This is a genomic window from Streptomyces zinciresistens K42 (genome assembly GCF_000225525.1).
GTDB lineage: Bacteria > Actinomycetota > Actinomycetes > Streptomycetales > Streptomycetaceae > Streptomyces > Streptomyces zinciresistens.
In genome coordinates, this window is the sequence record NZ_AGBF01000002.1 from 45,310 (window position 1) to 61,284 (window position 15,975).

Annotated in this window: 18 protein-coding genes; 13 read left to right on the forward strand and 5 right to left on the reverse strand. The window is 71.3% G+C overall.

The features are described 5' to 3' along the window. The first annotated feature begins 8 nt into the window (after positions 1-8). From SZN_RS01575 to ccsB, 4 genes are read left to right on the forward strand one after another with little or no spacing between them, the layout of a single operon-like run. Positions 9-611, forward strand: coding sequence for a TlpA family protein disulfide reductase (locus SZN_RS01575; protein WP_007490871.1), 603 nt, complete (start codon positions 9-11; stop codon positions 609-611). 1 nt (position 612) lies between these two features. Next, positions 613-1,386 carry a cytochrome c biogenesis CcdA family protein gene (locus tag SZN_RS01580; protein WP_007490873.1) on the forward strand — a complete coding sequence of 258 codons (774 nt, stop codon included), beginning with the start codon at positions 613-615 and terminating at the stop codon, positions 1,384-1,386. Between the two features lie 3 nt (positions 1,387-1,389). Beyond that, positions 1,390-3,135: a cytochrome c biogenesis protein ResB gene (resB, locus tag SZN_RS01585; protein ID WP_007490875.1), complete on the forward strand. Its 1,746-nt coding sequence runs from the start codon at positions 1,390-1,392 to the stop codon at positions 3,133-3,135. Further along, positions 3,132-4,232 carry a c-type cytochrome biogenesis protein CcsB gene (ccsB, locus tag SZN_RS01590; RefSeq protein WP_007490877.1) on the forward strand — a complete coding sequence of 367 codons (1,101 nt, stop codon included), beginning with the start codon at positions 3,132-3,134 and terminating at the stop codon, positions 4,230-4,232. Before resB ends, ccsB begins: the two co-directional genes overlap by 4 nt. A 234-nt stretch (positions 4,233-4,466) precedes the next feature. Here the strand turns inward: ccsB and SZN_RS01595 are convergent, their stop codons facing one another. Then, positions 4,467-4,916, reverse strand: coding sequence for a nucleoside deaminase (locus tag SZN_RS01595; protein WP_007490879.1), 450 nt, complete (start codon positions 4,914-4,916; stop codon positions 4,467-4,469). A 421-nt stretch (positions 4,917-5,337) separates the two neighbouring features. Further along, the gene (locus SZN_RS01600) at positions 5,338-5,874 is read right to left on the reverse strand and encodes a DUF4240 domain-containing protein (RefSeq protein ID WP_007490881.1); all 537 of its coding nucleotides are present in this window, start codon (positions 5,872-5,874) and stop codon (positions 5,338-5,340) included. A 183-nt stretch (positions 5,875-6,057) separates the two neighbouring features. Between SZN_RS01600 and SZN_RS01605 the strand changes: the two genes are divergently transcribed. Further along, positions 6,058-6,576, forward strand: coding sequence for a hypothetical protein (locus SZN_RS01605; RefSeq protein ID WP_007490884.1), 519 nt, complete (start codon positions 6,058-6,060; stop codon positions 6,574-6,576). Positions 6,577-6,749: 173 nt separating this feature from the next. Here SZN_RS01605 and SZN_RS01610 read toward each other — a convergent pair whose 3' ends face one another. After that, positions 6,750-7,061, reverse strand: coding sequence for a PLD nuclease N-terminal domain-containing protein (locus SZN_RS01610; RefSeq protein WP_007490887.1), 312 nt, complete (start codon positions 7,059-7,061; stop codon positions 6,750-6,752). 87 nt (positions 7,062-7,148) lie between these two features. On the opposite strand from SZN_RS01610, the gene SZN_RS01615 reads away from it, so the two are divergent. Both SZN_RS01615 and mqnP read left to right on the forward strand, forming a co-directional pair. Continuing rightward, complete coding sequence (locus SZN_RS01615) at positions 7,149-8,606, forward strand: menaquinone biosynthesis decarboxylase (protein WP_007490889.1); 1,458 nt, start codon at positions 7,149-7,151, stop codon at positions 8,604-8,606. After that, positions 8,603-9,505, forward strand: coding sequence for a menaquinone biosynthesis prenyltransferase MqnP (gene mqnP, locus SZN_RS01620; protein WP_007490891.1), 903 nt, complete (start codon positions 8,603-8,605; stop codon positions 9,503-9,505). Before SZN_RS01615 ends, mqnP begins: the two co-directional genes overlap by 4 nt. A 29-nt stretch (positions 9,506-9,534) precedes the next feature. Here the strand turns inward: mqnP and SZN_RS01625 are convergent, their stop codons facing one another. After that, a complete protein-coding gene (locus tag SZN_RS01625; protein WP_007490893.1) occupies positions 9,535-10,167 on the reverse strand; it encodes a rhomboid family intramembrane serine protease in 633 nt (210 codons plus the stop codon). Between the two features lie 87 nt (positions 10,168-10,254). Here SZN_RS01625 and SZN_RS01630 point away from each other — a divergent pair, with 87 nt between their 5' ends. The 6 genes from SZN_RS01630 (at position 10,255) to SZN_RS01655 (ending at position 14,603) form a co-directional block, all read left to right on the forward strand. Next, positions 10,255-10,938: a UbiX family flavin prenyltransferase gene (locus tag SZN_RS01630; protein WP_078508351.1), complete on the forward strand. Its 684-nt coding sequence runs from the start codon at positions 10,255-10,257 to the stop codon at positions 10,936-10,938. Between the two features lie 162 nt (positions 10,939-11,100). Continuing rightward, a complete protein-coding gene (locus SZN_RS01635) occupies positions 11,101-11,556 on the forward strand; it encodes an Lrp/AsnC family transcriptional regulator (protein WP_007490897.1) in 456 nt (151 codons plus the stop codon). Positions 11,557-11,634: 78 nt separating this feature from the next. Further along, a complete protein-coding gene (mqnE, locus tag SZN_RS01640) occupies positions 11,635-12,798 on the forward strand; it encodes an aminofutalosine synthase MqnE (protein ID WP_007490899.1) in 1,164 nt (387 codons plus the stop codon). 134 nt (positions 12,799-12,932) lie between these two features. Beyond that, entirely contained in the window at positions 12,933-13,457 is a 525-nt protein-coding gene (locus SZN_RS01645) for a GNAT family N-acetyltransferase (protein WP_007490901.1), read from the forward strand. Positions 13,458-13,531: 74 nt separating this feature from the next. Then, entirely contained in the window at positions 13,532-13,834 is a 303-nt protein-coding gene (locus SZN_RS01650) for a DUF4229 domain-containing protein (protein WP_007490902.1), read from the forward strand. Between the two features lie 118 nt (positions 13,835-13,952). Continuing rightward, positions 13,953-14,603, forward strand: coding sequence for a TetR/AcrR family transcriptional regulator (locus SZN_RS01655; RefSeq protein WP_007490904.1), 651 nt, complete (start codon positions 13,953-13,955; stop codon positions 14,601-14,603). Between the two features lie 78 nt (positions 14,604-14,681). Here the strand turns inward: SZN_RS01655 and SZN_RS01660 are convergent, their stop codons facing one another. Continuing rightward, positions 14,682-15,527, reverse strand: coding sequence for a MaoC family dehydratase (locus tag SZN_RS01660; RefSeq protein WP_007490906.1), 846 nt, complete (start codon positions 15,525-15,527; stop codon positions 14,682-14,684). Positions 15,528-15,975: the final 448 nt, after the last annotated feature.

A 15,975-nucleotide genomic window follows, 5' to 3' on the forward strand; every position in this document is an offset into this window, starting at 1 on the left:
CTTTTCACATGAGTGCCCGTCGTGTCCGTAGCCGCACCTCCCTGCTCGCTGCCGCCGGCGCCGCCGTCGCCGCGCTGGTCCTGTCCGCGTGCGGTTCGGGCGGTGTGTCCGGCGGAGGAGGTGACACCAACTTCGTCACCGGCAACAACGGCATCGCCACGGTCGCGCAGGGCAAGCGCACCGCGGCGCCGGAGCTGTCCGGCAAGACGCTGGAAGGCGAACAGCTCAGCACCGACCGCTTCAAGGGCAAGATCCTCGTGGTCAACGTCTGGGGATCGTGGTGCGGGCCGTGCCGGCTGGAGGCCAAGTACTTCGAGAAGGTCTACCAGGACACCAAGGGCCAGGGCGTGCAGTTCGTCGGCATCAACACGCGCGACACCAGCACCACCCCCGCGCTGGCCTTCGAGAAGCGCTGGGGCATCACCTATCCCAGCCTGTACGACCCCTCGGGCAAGCTGATGCTCCGCTTCAAGAAGGGCACGCTCAACCCGCAGCTGATCCCCTCCACGCTGGTCATCGACCGCGACGGCAAGATCGCCGCCCGCGCGCTCCAGGCGCTCAGCGAGGAGAAGCTGCGCAGCATGATCGAGCCCGTCCTCGCGGAGAAGTGACGTGAGCGCACAGTTCGTACTCGCCGCCGTCACCGACCCCAACACCACGGTCTACAGCGGCGCCCTCCTGCTGGCCCTGCCGATCGCCGTGCTCGCCGGACTCGTCTCCTTCTTCTCCCCGTGCGTCCTGCCGCTCGTGCCGGGCTACCTGTCGTACGTCACCGGCGTCAGCGGCACCGACCTCGGTGAGGCGCGACGCGGCCGGATGGCCGCCGGTGCCTCGCTGTTCGTGCTCGGCTTCACCGCGGTGTTCGTCTCCGGCGGTGCCCTGTTCGGCTACTTCGGGCAGACGCTCCAGGACAACAAGATCCTGCTGTCCAGGATTCTGGGCGTGCTCATGATCATCATGGGCGTGTTCTTCATGGGGCTGCTGCCCCGGTTCACCCAGCGGGAGTTCCGCCTGCACATGCGGCCCGCCACCGGACTGGCGGGCGCGCCCGTGCTCGGCGTGCTGTTCGGCATCGGCTGGACGCCCTGCATCGGCCCGACGCTCGCCTCTGTGCAGACGCTCGCCATGCAGCAGGCCAGTGCCGGCCGGGGCGCCATACTGACGGTCGCCTACTGTCTGGGGCTCGGCATCCCGTTCGTCGTGGCGGCCGTGGCCTTCCGCAGGGCCCTCGGCGCGTTCGCATGGGTCAAGCGGCACTACGTCTGGGTCATGCGCGTCGGTGGCATCATGATGATCCTGACCGGTGTGCTCCTGCTGACCGGCATCTGGGACCGCATGGTGCAGCAGATGCAGGTCTGGTCAAACGGTTTCATTGTGGGGATCTGATCCATGAGCGACACGAGCGACAAGGCCGCCCCGGCGGCCGCCCCCGCGGGCCCCGACCAGGAGCGGGACCAGGACCTGGGGGCCGCCGGGTCCCAGCTCTCCACCGCCCCCGCCGAGGACGCGCCCCACCTGCCCTCGCTCGGCGTCGTCGGCTGGCTCCGCTGGTTCTGGCGCCAGCTCACCTCGATGCGGGTGGCCCTGCTGCTGCTCCTGCTGCTCTCCCTGGGCACGATCCCCGGCTCGCTGATCCCGCAGAGCGGCAACGACCAGACCAAGGTCGACGACTTCCGCAGGATCCACCGGACCCTCGCCCCCCTCTACGACAGGCTCGGCCTCTTCGAGGTCTACAGCTCGGTGTGGTTCTCCGCCATCTACCTCCTGCTGTTCATCTCCCTGATCGGCTGCATCGTCCCGCGCACCTGGCAGTTCGTCGGCCAGCTGCGCGGCCGGCCGCCGGCCGCGCCCCGCCGGCTGACCCGGCTGCCCGCCTACACCACCTGGCGCACCGACGCCGAGCCCGAGCAGGTCCGCGAGGCCGCCCTCGCCCTGCTGAAGAAGCGCCGCTTCCGCGCCCACCTCACCGGGGACGCCGTCGCCGCCGAGAAGGGCTATCTGCGCGAGGTCGGCAACCTCGCCTTCCACGTCGCCCTGATCGTGCTGCTGACCGCGTTCGCCTGGGGCCAGCTGTTCAAGATGGAGGGCAACAAGCTGATCGTCGAGGGCGGCGGCTTCGCCAACACCCTCACGCAGTACGACGACTTCAAGTCCGGCAACCTCTTCGACCAGGAGGAACTCGACCCCTTCAGCTTCACCCTGAAGGAGTTCGACGGCACCTACGAGCGGACCGGACCCAGCCGCGGCACCCCGCGCACCTTCCAGGCCGACCTCACCTACAGCGTGGGCGCCTACGGCAAGGAGCGGGACACCACCATCAAGGTCAACCAGCCGCTGGTGGTGGGCGATTCCAAGCTGTACCTGGTCAGCCACGGCTACGCCCCCGTCTTCACCGTCCGCGACGCCCGCGGCGAGGTCGTGCTGCGCGACGCCGTGCCCCTGCTCCCGCTCGACGGCAACGTCACCTCCACCGGCGTGATCAAGGTCCTGGACGGCTACCGCGACCCCGAGGGCCGCCCCGAGCAGCTCGGCTTCCAGGCGGCCTTCCTGCCCACCTACGTCAGGGGCAACGAGGTCAGCTCGGACTTCCCCGCCCTGCTGAACCCGATCCTGAACCTGACGGCCTACCGCGGCGACCTGGGCGTGGACTCCGGCATCCCGCAGAGCGTCTACCAGCTCGACAAGAAGAACCTCACGGCGTTCAAGGACGCCAAGGGCAAGCAGCTGCGGAAGAACCTGCGGCCGGGCCAGACCATGCAGCTGCCCGGCGGCGCCGGCTCGATCACCTTCGAGAAGGACATCAAGGAGTGGGCCGGCTTCCAGGTCACCCGACAGCCCGGCAGCGCGTGGGCGCTCACCGGCGCGGGCGCCGCCATCTTCGGCCTGGCCGCCTCCCTGTTCATCCAGCGCCGCCGGGTCTGGGTGCGGGCCACGCGGGGCGCCGACGGTGTCACGGTCGTCGAGATGGCCGGCCTCGGCCGCAGCGAGTCCGCCAAGGTGCCCGAGGAACTCGGTGACCTCGCCGGTACGCTCTACGACCAGGCTCCCGGAGCCGCCGCCCCCGGCGACGAGAACGACGACTCCGCCCGGACCCCCGACTCCCACGTCGTCTCTGCCGAAGGGGCTGAGAAGTGACTCTCGCCGCCGCAACCGAGCTGGCCGCAGCCACCAACGAGAACCTGGCCAGTATCAGCAACACGCTGATCTACTCCTCGATGGCCGTGTACGCCCTGGCCTTCTTCGCGCACATCGCCGAGTGGCTCCTCGGCGGCCGCAGCAAGGTCGGCCGCACGGCCGCCGCGCTCACCCCGGCGAAGGCCGGCGCCTCCGCCGGCCCGGCCGTCACGGTCAAGAAGGCCGGCGGCACCGCCGTACTGGAGCGGCCGAAGGTCGTCGTGCGGTCCGCGGCCGGGCAGCGCGACGTCCCGGACGGGCCCGGCGCGCACGGCGGCGACGCACAGGGCGACCTCTACGGGCGGATCGCCATCTCCCTCACCGCCCTCGCCTTCGTGATCGAGTTCGGCGGTGTGCTCACCCGGGCCCTGTCGGTGCAGCGGGCGCCGTGGGGCAACATGTACGAGTTCAACCTGACCTTCTCCACGGTCGCCGTCGGCGTGTACCTCACGCTGCTCGCGCTGAAGAAGAAGGTGCGCTGGCTCGGCCTGTTCCTGACCGCCTCGGTCCTCCTCGACCTCGGCCTCGCCGTCACCGTGCTGTACACCGCGAGCGACCAGCTCGTTCCCGCGCTCCACTCGTACTGGCTGTACATCCACGTGTCCACGGCGATCCTGTGCGGCGCGGTGTTCTACCTCGGCGCCGTCGCCACGATCCTGTACCTGTTCCGGGACAGCTACGAGAGCAAGCTCGCCTCCGGCGGCACCCCCGGCCGCTTCGCGAGCTCGGTCCTCGACCGGCTGCCCGCCGCCGCCTCGCTCGACAAGTTCGCCTACCGCGTCAACGCCGCCGTCTTCCCGCTGTGGACGTTCACGATCGTTGCGGGCGCGATCTGGGCGGGCGACGCCTGGGGCCGCTACTGGGGCTGGGACCCCAAGGAGACCTGGTCCTTCATCACCTGGGTCGCCTACGCCTGCTACCTGCACGCGCGCGCCACGGCCGGCTGGAAGGGCCGCAAGGCCGCCTACCTGGCCCTGATCGCCTTCGGCTGCTGGCTGTTCAACTACTACGGCGTCAACATCTTCGTCTCCGGCAAGCACTCCTACGCCGGGGTCTGACCCGCCGCGCGCCCCGGGGCCGGCTCTTCGCGACCACCGTCGCGGGAGTCGGCCTCTCTCGTCCGCCGCCGAGGGCGGAACCCCAGGTCAGGGGTGGTCGCAGGTGCGTTCCGCGGAGCGCGGGGTCCGGCGCGCGCCCGGGAGCGGGTGTCCGCCGCGGGAGCCCGCGGGAGCCCGCGGGAGCCGTCGGGCGCCGTCGGGCGCGAGGCCCCGGGTCCGCCGCCGCGGGCCGGTTCACTCCCCGATGTCCTCGTTCCACAGGTCGGGGTGGCGCGCGGTGAAGTCCCGCATGAGGGCGACGCATCCGGGGTCGTCGAGCAGCACGATCTCCACACCGTGCCCGGCCAGCCAGTCGTGTCCGCCCCGGAACGTGACGGCCTCGCCGATCACCACCCGGGAGATCCCGAACTGCCGGACCAGGCCGGAGCAGTACCAGCAGGGCGAGAGCGTGGTCACCATGGTCGTGCCGCGGTACGACCGCTGCCGTCCCGCGGCCCGGAAGGCGGCCGTCTCCGCGTGCGTGGACGGGTCGCCGTCCTGCACCCGCCGGTTGCGGCCGCGGCCCAGCAGCGCGCCGTCCGGCCCGTACAGCGCGGCACCGACGGGGATGCCGCCCTCGGCCAGACCGGCCCGCGCCTCCGAGACGGCGGTGGCGAGCCAGCGGCGTGCCTGTGTCGCATCCATGCGCCCACTCTCGCGGGGACCGGGGCACGGGGGCAACGGCACGGGGGTATGCCGCCCGGCGCGGCCGGACGAGCCGAAAGCCAAGCCCTGGGGCGGGGCGCGGAGTTACGCTCACCCCCACACCCTCGTGCCCGTTCCGCCGGGAGGAGCAGTCCCGTGCCGCGCCCCCTGCTCTACCTCGACGTCGACGGCCCGCTTGGCTTTGCGGTTTGAGCGTGTCTCGCTGTCTCACTCGCAAGGGTGATAATCCAGCTGTTATCGCTTGCACTCCGCTACGTCTCACATAACGTGCCGTGCGTGATCCTGCCCTTCTTCTCCCCCGCTGACTGGGAGAACTGGGGCCTTCCGTTGCGCCCCCTCATGCGGCTGTGTCGTTGTCGAAGGGACCGGTGTCCCAGGTGCCCATGATGATCTCCTTCCCTCAGCCCAGGTAGAGCGCCGCGATGCGCGGCAGTCTGGCGGCGATCTTGCTGTCGTCCTCGAAGTCGAAGCTCCAGGCAGGATCGAGAGCGGGATAGTCGATTGTGAAGGCGTCACCGGGAAGTTCGTCACCGGTTGCTGCTTTGTAGGCGTCCCAGGCGATGCTCAGGGTCTGCTCGTTTTCCAGATCGATGCCCTCGGCTGCCACCGCCCGGACAACGGGCAGGTCGGCGAGTTGGTCGGCATCTGCGATGACCTGCTCGAAAACCGTACGGCCTTGAGTGATCAGCCAACCACGGAAGTAGTCGAAGCCGTCGTCGGAGCATCCACCGTTGATGAGGTAGGCCGCAGCCCAAAGGGGCGCTTGGTAAGAGGCAGCCATCAGGTCCCACAGAATCTGCTGGGCATCGATGATCTGCTGGGGCTCGTGGGCAGCCAGTAGTGCGGTGGCCTGGCCTGCGACGTCCTCGGCATCTGTTGCATCGGTGGCTCTGCCGCGGGCCTGTTCAACAAGGTTCCAGAACTGTTCGAGATCCATGACCGCACAGCATGGCACCGGGGTCTGACATTCCCGCTGACCTCAATGGCGTGACTCGACCACACGCCCCCATGATCGCCCGCAAGGACAGCCGACCTCGCGGGCGACCTCGTCCGTGCCTGACGGTGCGGACGATCCGTTCCCTCTGTCTTCTTCTCTGCCCGGCCACCGAGAGGTATGGACATGTCTCATGCCCGCATAAGCCCGCTGAACCCGTACGCCGCGAAACCCGAGCGCCGCCCCGACGGCTTCACCACCCACCGGATGAAGCCCGCGGGCTGGCTCGCCCGGCACGGCGACACCCCGGCGCACCGGGTGCGCCCCCTCCGGGTCTGGCTCCATCCCGACCACGGCCGGCGGCTGCTGGGCCTGGGGGAGCGGTACGAGCTGGTGTGGGCCACGACCTGGGGCGCGGAGGCCAACACCTTCATAGCGCCGGTCCTCGGACTGCCCGAGCTGGCGGTGGTGGACCTGCCCGCCCGGTGCGACGACCGGCCCGACGGCACTTTCTGGAAGACCCGCCATCTCGTCGCCCACGCCGCCGGACGGGCCTTCGCCTGGGTCGACGACGAACTCGGTCCGCCCGACCGGGACTTCGTCGCCGCCCACCACGACGGGCCCGCCCTGCTCCTGCGCGTGGACCCCCGACTCGGCCTGGGCGAGGTCGACTTCGCCGCGCTGACGGCCTTCGCCCGCGGCTGAGCCGCCCGCCCGCCCCTGACTCGGGAGCCGCGCGGCGCGGCGCGGCGAGGGGGCCGGGGGCGGAACCGGCGGGGCGCGGCGGCGCCCCGGGGGACGGGCGGAGCGATCAGCCCGTCCGCCCGACGGGCCGGAGCGATCCGCCGTGGCGCCACCCCGTCCGCCCGGCGGCCCCGTCAGGTGTCGTCGCGCTTCTTCTTCTCGTCGTCGTCCTCGTCGAGGGACTTGAGGAACTCGGGGTTGTCGTCGGGCGCCACCCACTGCCGGCGCCGGCGGTCCCGGACCCCCGACCAGCCCTCGGCGGCCGGACTGCGCCGCTTGCCCGCGATCAGCCAGGAGACCGAGCCGACCAGCGGGAACACCAGGACGAGGATCGCCCACAGCGGCTTGGGCATGTGGCGGATGTCGTCCTCCTTCGTGCTGATGCAGTCGATGAACGCGTACACGCTCAGCGCCAGTGGCACGAGGAACATCAGCACCCGCAGCATGGATCCTCTCCAGCCAATCAGTCGTCGGGCCGGGGGCACGGACCCCCGGGTCAATGGCCAGGGTAACCGCTCGGGGATACTGGACCCATGGCTTACGACGATCTTCGGTCCCTGCTCAGGGCACTGGAACGTGAAGGCGACCTCAAGCGCGTCAAGGTCGAGGTCGATCCGTACCTGGAGGTCGGGGAGATCGTCGACCGGGTCCAGAAGTCCGGTGGCCCCGCGCTGCTCTTCGAGAACGTGAAGGGCTCGGCGATGCCCCTCGCGATGAACGTCTTCGGCACCGACCGGCGGCTGCTGAAGGCCCTGGGGCTGAAGTCCTACGGCGACATCTCGGACAAGATCGGCGGACTGCTGCGGCCGGAGCTGCCGCACGGGTTCGTCGGCGTGCGCGAGGCGTTCGGCAAGCTCGGCGCGATGACGCACGTGCCGCCGAAGAAGGTGAAGCCGTCCGCCGCCCCCGTGCAGGAGGTCGTCCTCCAGGGCGACGACGTCGACCTGGAGCAGCTGCCCGCCCTGTTCACCTGGCCCAAGGACGGCGGCTCCTTCTTCAACCTCGGCCTCACGCACACCAAGGACCCCGAGACCGGCATCCGGAACCTGGGCCTGTACCGCCTCCAGCGCCACGACAGGCGCACCATCGGCATGCACTGGCAGATCCACAAGGACAGCCGCAACCACTACCAGGTGGCCGCGCGCCGCGGCGAGCGGCTGCCCGTCGCCATCGCCTTCGGCTGCCCGCCCGCCGTGACCTACGCCTCCACCGCCCCGCTGCCCGGCGACATCGACGAGTACCTGTTCGCGGGGTTCGTCTCCGGCAGGCGCGTCGAGATGGTGGACTGCAAGACGGTGCCGCTCCAGGTGCCCGCGCAGGCGGAGGTCGTGCTGGAGGGCTGGCTGGAGCCCGGCGAGATGCTGCCGGAGGGCCCCTTCGGCGACCACACCGGCTTCTACACCCCGCAGGAGCCGTTCCCGGCCCTGACGATCGACTGTGTGACGATGCGCCGCCGGCCCCTGCTCCAGTCGATCGTGGTGGGCCGGCCGCCGACGGAGGACGGACCCCTCGGCCGCGCGACGGAACGCTTCTTCCTGCCCCTGCTGAAGATCATCGTCCCGGACATCGTGGACTACCACCTGCCCGAGGCGGGCGGCTTCCACAACTGCGCGATCGTCTCGATCGACAAGAAGTACCCCAAGCACGCGCAGAAGACGATGCACGCGATCTGGGGCGCGCACATGATGTCCCTGACGAAGCTGATCGTGGTCGTCGACTCCGACTGCGACGTCCACGATCTGCACGAGGTCGCCTGGCGCGCGCTCGGCAACACCGACTACGGCCGCGACCTCACCCTCGTCGAGGGACCCGTCGACCATCTCGACCACGCCTCCTACCAGCAGTTCTGGGGCGGCAAGGCGGGCATCGACGCGACGAGGAAGTGGCCCGAGGAGGGCTACACCCGCGACGGCGGCTGGCCGGACATGGTGGAGTCCGACCCCGGCACGGCGGCGAAGGTCGACCGCCGCTGGAAGGAGTACGGGCTGTGATCAGCGCCTCCGCCGCGATCCCGCAGCCGGGACGGACCAGGGCGTTCCTGCGGCTGGTCATGATCGAGCACTCGGTGTTCGCGCTGCCCTTCGCCTACATCGCCGCGCTCACCGCGATGTTCCGGTGGGACGGGAACGTCCACTGGGTCCGGCTGTTCCTGGTCACCGTCTGCATGGTGGGCCTGCGGACCTTCGCGATGGCCGTGAACCGGATCATCGACCGCGAGATCGACGCCCGCAATCCGCGCACCGCGCAGCGCGAGCTGGTCACCGGCGCGATGTCCGTACGGCACGCCTGGACCGGTGCCCTGATCGCCCTGGCGGTCTTCCTCGGCTCGGCGGCCCTGCTGAACCCGCTGTGCCTGGCGCTGGCCCCGATCGCCGTGATCCCGATGGTGGTCTACCCCTACGGCAAGCGGTTCACGAACTTCCCGCAGGCCATCCTCGCACTCGCCCAGGCCATGGGCCCGGTCGGCGGCTGGCTGGCCGTCACCGGCACCTGGTCCTGGGACGCGGTGATCCTGGGCCTGGCCGTCGGCATCTGGATCGGCGGCTTCGACCTCATCTACGCCTGCCAGGACGTGGAGGCCGACCGCGAGGTCGGCGTCGGATCGGTGCCGGCCCGCTTCGGCGTCCCGGCGGCGATCTGGGGCGCCCGCGCCTGTCACGCCGTCACCACGGCCCTGCTGACCTGGTACGCCGTCGTCACCGACGCGGGCGCCTTCTTCTGGCTGGGACTGCTCATCGTCGCCGGCGCCTTCGTCTACGAGCACTCGATCGTGCGCCCCCACGACCTGTCCCGCCTGAACCGGGCGTTCTTCAGCGTCAACGGCTTCATCGGCATCGCCCTGTTCGTGTCCGCCCTGCTGGACCTGATGGTGCGCGGGCTCACGCTGTAGCGCGCCCCGCCGCTCCCCGGCGGGCGGTGCTACGGGGCCCGCAGCACGCCCGCGGCTGCGGGCCCGGGGTCGCGGCGGCGCAGGACGAACGCCGCCACCACCCCGGCCACCAGGCCCACCAGGTGCCCCTGCCAGCTCACGCCGGACTGGGTGGGCGCCAGGCCCGCGAGGAACGAGCCGCCCCACACGGCGGCCACCAGCACACCGACCAGGACCCCCAGCGGGCGGCGCTCCACGAACCCCGTCACCAGCAGGAAGCCGAAGAGGCCGAAGATCAGGCCGGAGGCGCCCGCGGTGTTGGTGCCGGAGGGGGACAGCAGCCACACGCCGAGACCGTCGGCCACGACTATCAGCGCGCACACGGCGAGGAACCGGCGGATGCCGCCGAGCGCCGCGAGGAAGCCGAGGACCAGCAACGGCACGGTGTTGGACGCCACATGGCCGAAGCCGAAGTGGATGAAGGCGGCCGGGACCACGTCCACCAGCTCGGACGGGGTGCGCGGCACGATGCCGAAGCCGTCCAGCGCGTTGCCGGTGGCGGCGTCCACCGCTTCCAGCAGCCACAGCAGCGCCACCCAGCCCAGCATGAGCTTGGCCGCCGACAGCGCGCGGTCACCGCGCGTCCACGCCCGCCGCGTGCTCCACGAATCCGCCATGGCCATCCCCACCCGTCCCGCTCGTCCCGGAAGGAGAACGCCTGACCCCCCTTGGTCGGTTCCCGCCCCGCGCCGCCGGATAGGCTCGGAGTCGTGAACCCAGCCAAGCCAGGGGAGACGGCGCGTACGCCTTGGATCGTAGGGGTGTCCGGCGCCTCCGGCACCCCATACGCCGCCGCGGTGCTGCGCGGGCTCCTCGCCGCGGGGGAGAGCGTCGACCTGGTCGTCAGCCGGGCCTCGCGGCTCACCCTGCTCGACGAGACCGGGATCTCCTTCCGGGACGCCCACTGGCGCGACGACCTGCGGGAGTGGCTCGCGCGGGGCGCCGACGGCAAGCCCGGCACCTTCGTGACGGACCTCGCCGGGGTCCGGTACTGGAACGCCGGGGACCTCGCCGCCGGGCCGTCCTCCGGGTCGTACGCCACCCGGGGCATGCTGATCGTGCCCGCCTCCACGGCCTGCGTCGCCGGTGTCGCGCTCGGACTGTCCAAGGACCTGCTGCAGCGGGCCGCGAGCGTCACCCTCAAGGAGGGGCGCCGGCTCGTCGTCGCCGTACGGGAGACCCCTCTGAACGGGCAGACGCTGCGGCACCTGGTGTCACTGGACGACGCGGGCGCCACCGTCCTGCCCGCCTCGCCCGCCTTCTACGCGGGGGCCACCCACATCCAGGACCTGGTGGACTTCGTGGCCGGACGCGTCCTCGACGCGGCGGGGGTGGAACACGGGCTGTACCGCCGCTGGAAGGGCGAACTCGGCGGCGGCGCCCGCCCCACCTGAGCGCCCCGCCGGCGCATCACACGCCACCCCCGGCGCTCACCACTTCAGGCACCAACACGGCACCACCTCGGCACCAACGCTTCAGGCACCACTTCAGGCACCGACTTCAGGCACGACTTCGTGAAAAACGTCAGACCTCTTCAGCGGAAGGCTTCGAATCGCATGGACGCGGTGGACAGGCAGCTCATCCAGGCCCTGAGGGAGAACGGCCGGGCCTCCTACGCGGAGCTGGGGCGCCTCGTCGGACTGTCGGGACCCAGCGTCACCGACCGCATCAACCGGCTGGAGACGGCCGGGGTCATCACCGGCTACCGCGCCACCGTCGACGCCGCCTCGCTCGGCCTCGGCGTCACCGCGCTGATCGGCATCTCCCTGTCGGACGCCACCGACCACGAGGACGTGGCGGCCCGGCTGAAGGACCTCGGCGAGATCGAGGACTGCTGGTTCATCGCCGGCGACGACTCCTACATGCTCAAGGTCCGCGCGGCCGACGTGGACGGGCTGGAGAAGATCATCCGGCGGCTGAGCGGAACCACCGGAGTCTCCCGGACCCGGACCACCATCGTGCTCTCCACCAAGTGGGAGAACCGGGTGGGTCAGCTGCCGGAAGAGGTGTAGCGGCAGGTACGGGGGGTGCCGCGGGCCCGCGGGCCGGGGAGTACCGTGGGCGGAGTTCGTCGAGGAGAGGGTGTAGGCATGGACGTCGGGCTCAAGCGCGAGCTGGAGGAGAAGGTCCGCTCCGGCGAGCGGCTGACCCGTGAGGACGGCATCGCGCTGTACGCGTCGGACGACCTGGCGTGGCTCGGCGGCCTCGCCCACGAGGTGCGCACGCGCAAGAACGGCGACGTCGTCCACTTCAACGTCAACCGGCACCTGAACATGACCAACGTCTGCACGGCCTCGTGCGCGTACTGCTCCTTCCAGCGCAAGCCGGGGGAGAAGGACGCGTACACCATGCGCATCGAGGAGGCCGTGAAGCTGGCCAGGTCGATGGAGTCGGAGAACCTCACCGAGCTGCACATCGTCAACGGCCTGCACCCGAACCTCCCCTGGCGGTACTACCCGCGCTCGCTGCGCGAGCTGAAGGCCGCCCTGCCGGACGTGTCGCTGAAGGCGTTCACGGCCACCGAGATCCACCACTTCGAGACGATCAGCGGCCTGTCCGCCTCCGAGATCCTCGACGAACTGATCGACGCCGGCCTGGAGTCGCTGACCGGCGGCGGCGCGGAGATCTTCGACTGGGAGGTCCGCCGGCACATCGTGGACCACCGCACCCACTGGGAGGACTGGTCGCGCATCCACCGCCTGGCGCACGAGAAGGGCCTGAAGACCCCGTGCACCATGCTCTACGGCCACATCGAGGAGCCGCGCCACCGCGTGGACCACGTACTGCGGCTGCGTGAGCTCCAGGACGAGACGGGCGGCTTCCAGGTCTTCATCCCGCTGCGCTACCAGCACGACTTCGTGGACATGAAGGACGGCAAGGTCCGCAACCGCCTCCAGGCCCGCACCCAGATGGCCACCGGCGCCGAGGCCCTGAAGACCTTCGCGGTCTCCCGTCTCCTCTTCGACAACGTCCCGCACGTCAAGGTGTTCTGGGTCATGCACGGCGTCCAGACCGCCCAGCTGGCCCTCCAGCACGGTGCGGACGACATGGACGGCTCGGTCGTCGAGTACAAGATCACGCACGACGCGGACAACTTCGGCACGCCGAACAAACTGACCCGCGACGACCTGCTGGACCTGATCCGCGACGCCGGTTTCCGCCCGGTGGAGCGCAACACCCGCTACGAGATCATCCGCGAGTACGACGGTCCGGACCCGTTGCGCCGGGAGTCGCCGCAGCCGATGCGGGTCTGAGCAGGCCCGCGTCGGTCTGAGCAGGCCCGCGTCGGTCTGAGCAGGCCCGAGCCGGTCTCGGCAGGTCAGAGGCGGTGGGGGCCGCTCTGTGAGACGGTGCGGCCCCCGGCCGGTGTAATGACTACGCTGACCGGGTGTCCCTTACCTTCACCCTCGATCCGGCCGTCACCCCCGCCCTGCGCGACGGTGTCCTCGACCTGTGGGTCGACGTCTCCGACGCGGGCGGAGCCGTCGGCTTCGTACCGCCCGTGACCCGCGAGGACGTCCGGCCCGAACTGCTGCGGCACCTGGTCGGCGTCCAGGAGGGGCGCACCCGGCTGCTCGTCGGCCACGACGAGGCGGGCGAGGTCGCCGCGACGGCGTTCCTCACCTTCAACACCCACCGGCTGATGACGCACTGGGTGTGGCTCTACACGGTGATGGTCCACCCCCGCCACCAGGGCAAGGGCTACGGGCGCGACCTGCTGGCCGCCGCCGAGCGCGCCGCGGCCTCCTTCGACGGCGTCGGGGCGATACGCCTCACCTGCCGGGGCGGGCTCGGCCTGGAGCGGTTCTACGGCTCCTGCGGCTACAAGGAGGTCGGCCGGATACCGGGTGCCATCCGGGTCGCGCCGGGCGACGACCGCGACGACGTGATCATGCTGCTGCCCCTGGGCTGACCCCCCTGCAAGATCGCCCCGAGCGCGTGCTTCACTGGCGGTGGACCTTTTTGGAATCGGAAGAGTGGATTGAGATGCTCCGCTACACGCTGAAGCGCCTCGGCATCTTCGTGGGCTGTTTGGTGGTCGTCTGGGGCCTCGTCTACTTCGGCCTCGCCCCCCGCGGCCTCGGTGCCTCCAACGGCATGTGGATCGTTCTGCTGGCCCTGCTGATCTCGGGCCCGATCAGCTACGTCGCCCTGCGCAAGGAGCGCGAGCGCGCGTCCGTGGGCATCGTGGAGCGGGTCGACCGCTTCAAGGCCAACATGGACTCCAGCCGCAGCCAGGAGGACGCCGCCGACGACGCCGCCCGCGCCCAGGAGCAGACCACCTCCTGAGAGCCCTCCGCCGGGGGCCCGCCGCCCCCGCGCGCGGCACGTCCGCGCGAGGCGGTCCGGCGGGCGGTCGCCGACGGGCCGGGTGGGATATCCGCCCGCGGCCCGTACGCTGAGCGCCATGGGTGCCGTGAAGACCAAGCGGATGCCGCGGGCGGTCCGTGAGCAGCAGATGCTGGACGCCGCCGTGCGGACGTTCGGGCGACGTGGGTACATGGCCGCGTCGATGGACGAGATAGCCGAACTCGCGGGCGTGTCGAAGCCGTTGGTGTATCTGTACCTGAACTCCAAGGAAGACCTCTTCACCGCCTGCATCCGGCGCGAGGCCGCGGCCCTCACGGCGGCGGTGCGCGCCGGCGTGCGGCCCGGACTGCCCGCCGACCGCCAACTCTGGGACGGGCTGCGGGCGTTCTTCACCCACACCTCGCACTACCCGGACGCCTGGTCCGTGCTGCATCTCCAGGCCCGCACCCACGGGGAGCCGTTCGCCTCCGAGGTCGCCGCGATGCGCGCGGAGATCGTCGCGTTCGTCACCCAGCTCATCCTGGTGGCCGCGCGTGAGGCGCACCGGGACCCCGATCTGCCCGCGAGCGAGGTCGCCGGGGTCGCCGAGGCCCTGGTGGGCGCCGCCGAGTCGCTCGCCGACTGGGCCAACGCCGGACCGGAAGTGACGGCACGTCAGGCGGCGGCCACCCTGATGAACGTCGCCTGGGCGGGCCTCGGCAACCTCATGGCCGGCAGCCGCTGGACACCCCCCGAGGCCGCTCACTGACGCGGTGGCCGGGCGAACGCCGCCGCCCCGGTGCGGTGGCCGGGCGCCGCGCGCCGGTGCACCCTCCCGGCCACCGCCCTAGACGAGCGGACGGACCTCGCCGGTCAGGTGGAGGCGGTCGTGGCCGCCCAGTGCGAACCGGCCGTCCCGGGCCGTGTAGGCCACCGTCGACGGCAGCGGGACCGGGGCCCGGAAGCGGGCCCGTACCTCCGCGGCCCGCGGTGTGCCGTGGGCCGCGAGGCAGCGCGCCACCGTCCACATCCCGTGCGCCACGGCGCGCGGGAAGCCGAACGGGCGGGCGGTGAGCGGGTGCAGATGGATGGGGTTGCGGTCGCCGGAGACCGCCCCGTAGCGCCGGCCGACGTCCCCGGCGATCCGCCACTCCGCGACCTGCGGCAGCGGCTCGCGCTCCCCTGCCGCGCGCGCCGGGGCGTCGGGGCCCGGACCGTCCGTGCGGTGCCGGGCCAGATACCTGCTCGTCGACTCCCACACCACGGCCCCGTCCGCCCGCGCCTCGGTGACCACCACGGCCTCGGTGCCCCGGTGGTGGGGCAGCAGCGCGTCGACGCGCACCCCGAGGTCGTACGCCGCCGTCGCCGGCATCGCGGTGCGCCGGGTGATCGCGAGGGAGGTGTGCACGAGGCCCAGCAGCGGCAGCGGGAACTCCCGCGCGCTCATCAGCCGCATGGCCAGCGGGAATCCGAGGACATGGGGGTAGGTGACCGGCAGCGAGTCCTCGCCGGTCGGGAAGCCGCACACCCGCTCGTACGCCGCCAGCCGGGCCAGATCGACGCGTACGCCCGCCAGGACGAGCGGGGTGCGGGCGAACTCCGCGCCGGGGCGCGGGCGTTTGAACGCGGAGAGCAGCGCGCCGCGGGCGAGCAGCGCGGGCAGGGACGGGGACGCGGTCAGCACGGTCGTCATCACGCCCCCGGGCGGGTCGCGGTCCCGGCGGCAGCGGCCGGAAACCCGTGCTGCGCAAGGTGGTTGAGCCGTCGGCCCGCCCCCCGAACCGGCGGCGCGCCCCGCGGCGGCCGGCCGGGTGCGGTGCCGGTGGACCTCTGGCAGCGGTCGGCCATGGACGACTCCCCCTGTACTCCGGAACTGACTCGGAAGTAAGGTTACCGCAGGTAATGCCCGAGGGTCGCGTCCCGCGCGCCCCGGGGCGCCGGTGGTCCCGGAGTGAAGCTGAGGATCCCTCACACAACCCCCGAGGTTGCACATACCCGGCCCGCCACCGTCGCGGAACCCGCACAACGTCCACACGAACGCACCGTACGATCTCGTGCCTGATCAGCGGTAACCCTTTCCGCAGGCCTCGGCAGGTGAACGCCACGGTGCGCGAGGCACGTACGCCACGCAGCAAGCAGTT